Source organism: uncultured Caballeronia sp. (assembly GCF_964243625.1).
GTDB lineage: Bacteria > Pseudomonadota > Gammaproteobacteria > Burkholderiales > Burkholderiaceae > Caballeronia.
The window spans coordinates 1-2,692 of the sequence record NZ_CAXTGZ010000751.1 but is presented as its reverse complement, the minus strand read 5'-3'; the positions used below and the strand labels follow the sequence as shown (position 1 = coordinate 2,692).

General features: G+C 63.7%; 3 protein-coding genes. All 3 read right to left on the bottom strand.

All coding sequences use genetic code 11. The features are described from left to right. Window positions 1–9 precede the first annotated feature (9 nt). Window positions 10–1,125 (bottom strand): DNA polymerase III subunit delta, encoded by a 1,116-nt coding sequence (gene holA, locus ACFFAR_RS30360; RefSeq protein ID WP_174365408.1) that lies wholly within the window; start codon window positions 1,123–1,125, stop codon window positions 10–12. A 20-nt stretch (window positions 1,126–1,145) separates the two neighbouring features. Then, window positions 1,146–1,697: an LPS assembly lipoprotein LptE gene (gene lptE, locus ACFFAR_RS30355; protein WP_174365409.1), complete on the bottom strand. Its 552-nt coding sequence runs from the start codon at window positions 1,695–1,697 to the stop codon at window positions 1,146–1,148. A 74-nt stretch (window positions 1,698–1,771) separates the two neighbouring features. Continuing rightward, window positions 1,772–2,692, bottom strand: a 921-nt coding sequence (locus ACFFAR_RS30350; protein WP_174365407.1) for a class I tRNA ligase family protein, incomplete at its 5' end; no start/stop codon positions are given.

The following is a 2,692-nucleotide window of genomic DNA, read 5'->3' as shown; positions in this document are numbered from 1 at the left end:
AAGCCGATGTCAGCCAGGTCGCCGAGGTGGCGCGGGTTTCGGCGCATTGCCTTGCAGCGGACTGCCCGAGGACGCGACCGTCATCGCGAGTTCGAACATGCCGTCCCACACATCGGGTGGCGGATCGCCGGGACCGGCCCCGCCTTGCGGACCACTTCCGCCTGACAGGCCTTTGACTTGCCGATCCAGCTTCGCCGCCAGCGATAAAGCCTTTTCCAGCGCCGCTTCGCTGACGCGCGAAAGCGCCGGCCCGATCAGCCGTTCGCGCGGTCCCCAGACGCGGTTTTCGCGCAGCAGCGTAGCGAGCGGTTTGCCCGCCGCAACGCCGCGTTTCATGCGCAGCAGCGTGCGCACTTCTTCGACCAGCGCCCAGATCACGAGCGTCCCTGCTTCGCCCTCGCCCTTCAGCCCGTCGAGCATGCGCGTCAATCGGCCGATATCGCCGGTGAGCATGGCTTCGTTCAGCTTGAACACGTCGTAGCGCGCGACGTTGAGCACGGCGTCGTGTATCTGTTCGAACGTGAGAACGCCGGTGGGATACAAAAGCCCGAGTTTCTGTATTTCCTGATGCGCGGCAAGAAGATTGCCTTCCACCCGTTCGGCGATAAAAACCAGCGCCCGCCGCCCGTCTTCGCCTGGCGCAACCCGCTGGTTCTGCGCGCTCAGCCGCTGCCCGATCCACATGGGCAACTGCGCGCGCTCGACCGGATCGATCTTCATCGCCACGCCCGGGCCGCTCAGCGCCGTGAACCACGCGGACTTCTGCGTGGCGGCGTCGAGGCGCGGCAAGGTGATGAGCGTGAGGACGTCGGGGTTGTCGGCGGCGGCCAGCGTTTTCAGCGCCTCGCCGCCTTCCTTGCCGGGCTTGCCGGTGGGAATGCGCAACTCGACGAGTTGGCGGTCGCCGAAGAGCGACATCGACTGGCTGGCGCCGAGCAGCGAACTCCAGTCGAAATACCGGTCGACCACGAACACCGAGCGGTCCGTGAATCCCTGCGCCCGAGCCGACGCGCGAATCTTGTCCGATGCTTCCTGCACGAGCAGATGCTCGTCGCCATAAACGACGTACAGGCCTTTCAGCCCTTTGGCGAGGTGCGCATCGAGCGCGTCGAGTCGAAGTTGCATAGTGTTTGCGGCGTGCGCGCTTAAAGCGGCGGCACAGGCAGCGGCGCACGCGGCGCGATGCCCGGCAACGCTTCGCTCGGCGACGGATGCAGCGACCGCACGACGGCGAGCCGGCGCGTCAGTTGATCGACGGCGTCGAACTGCATGTCGCGGAACAGCGTCTGCGCTTCCGTACCCTTCGCCAACGTGAACTGGTCGCTATATGTCAGCGCGCGGTTTAGCGCGATCGTACTTGGCGGGATGAGGATCGTGCCGTCGGCACCGACCATCGAGTAGCCGAGGTTGTAGTCGAGTTCATATTCCTGCACGACACCCTGCGCATTCAGGCTCAACGTCTTCATACCCGTGCCGCCGGTCAGCGAGAGGATAGCGTCGGGCTTCTCGGACGCCTTGACGATCACTGTGTCGCTGCCGCCTTCCACCACCCGCTGCAGCCGTCCAATCATTTCCGGCGTACCGCCCGCGATTGCCAGCCGCTTGAACGCGTAGTCCTGCTGACCGCGCAACTGAAAACCGCACGCGGACAGCAGCAACGCGCCACACGCGAGTGACAGGACCGACCGTCGGCTGATCTTTTTGTGGGTCGAACTGAAGCCTTTGCTGCTCACAACGTCCTCCAGAATTTGCGCGGCGCGCGATTTCAGGCTCATACGACCACGTTCACCAGACGGCCCGGCACGACGATAACCTTCTTCGGCGTGCGTCCCTCCGAGAATTTTTCGAACATCTCGTGCGCAACCGCAGCCTTTTCGATGTCCTCGCGCGACGCATCCTTGGCCATGATCATCGAGCCGCGCACCTTGCCATTCACCTGCAGCACGAGCTCGATTTCGGATTGCTCGAGCGCGGCTTCGTCCACTTTCGGCCAGGGTGCATCGAGCAGACTGCCATACACGTTCGCGTAACCCAGTTCCTGCCACAACTGGAACGTGAGGTGAGGCACGACGGGATACAGCACGCGCAGCAACACGCCGAAGGTCTCGTTGATCACGGCCGGCGTCGCGTCTTTCGCGCCGTCCACCGCGTTCAACATCTTCATCGCCGCCGATACAACCGTGTTGTACTGCAAACGGCCATAGTCGAAGTCGGCTTGCTTCAAGATGGTGTAGATCTCGCGGCGCAGTGTACGGTCGGAATCGTTGAGCTTGGATGTATCGAGCTTGCCGTGCGTCTTGAGCGCGTCGGCGCGGCCATGCGCCAGTTGCCAGACGCGACGCAGGAAGCGGCTTGCGCCTTCGACGCCCGTGCCCGACCATTCGAGCGATTGCTCCGGAGGGGCCGCGAACATCACGAAGAGGCGTGCCGTGTCGGCGCCGTAGGCATCGATCAGCGATTGCGGATCAACACCGTTGTTCTTCGACTTCGACATCTTCTCCACGCCGCCGATCACGACCGGCTGGCCGTCGGCGTTCAGCACGGCGCCGACGGGGCGGCCTTTGTCGTCGTGCGACACGGTCACGTCCGCCGGGTTGATCCACGTCTTCTTGCCGGCCGCGTCTTCACGATAGTACGTTTCGTTCAGCACCATGCCCTGCGTGAGCAGGTTCTTCGCGGGTTCGTCGAAGTT

Excerpts from the sequence above, each read along its gene's own strand:
- holA (WP_174365408.1), bottom strand. The coding sequence starts at position 1,125 with ATGCAACTTCGACTCGACGCGCTCGATGCGCACCTCGCCAAAGGGCTG.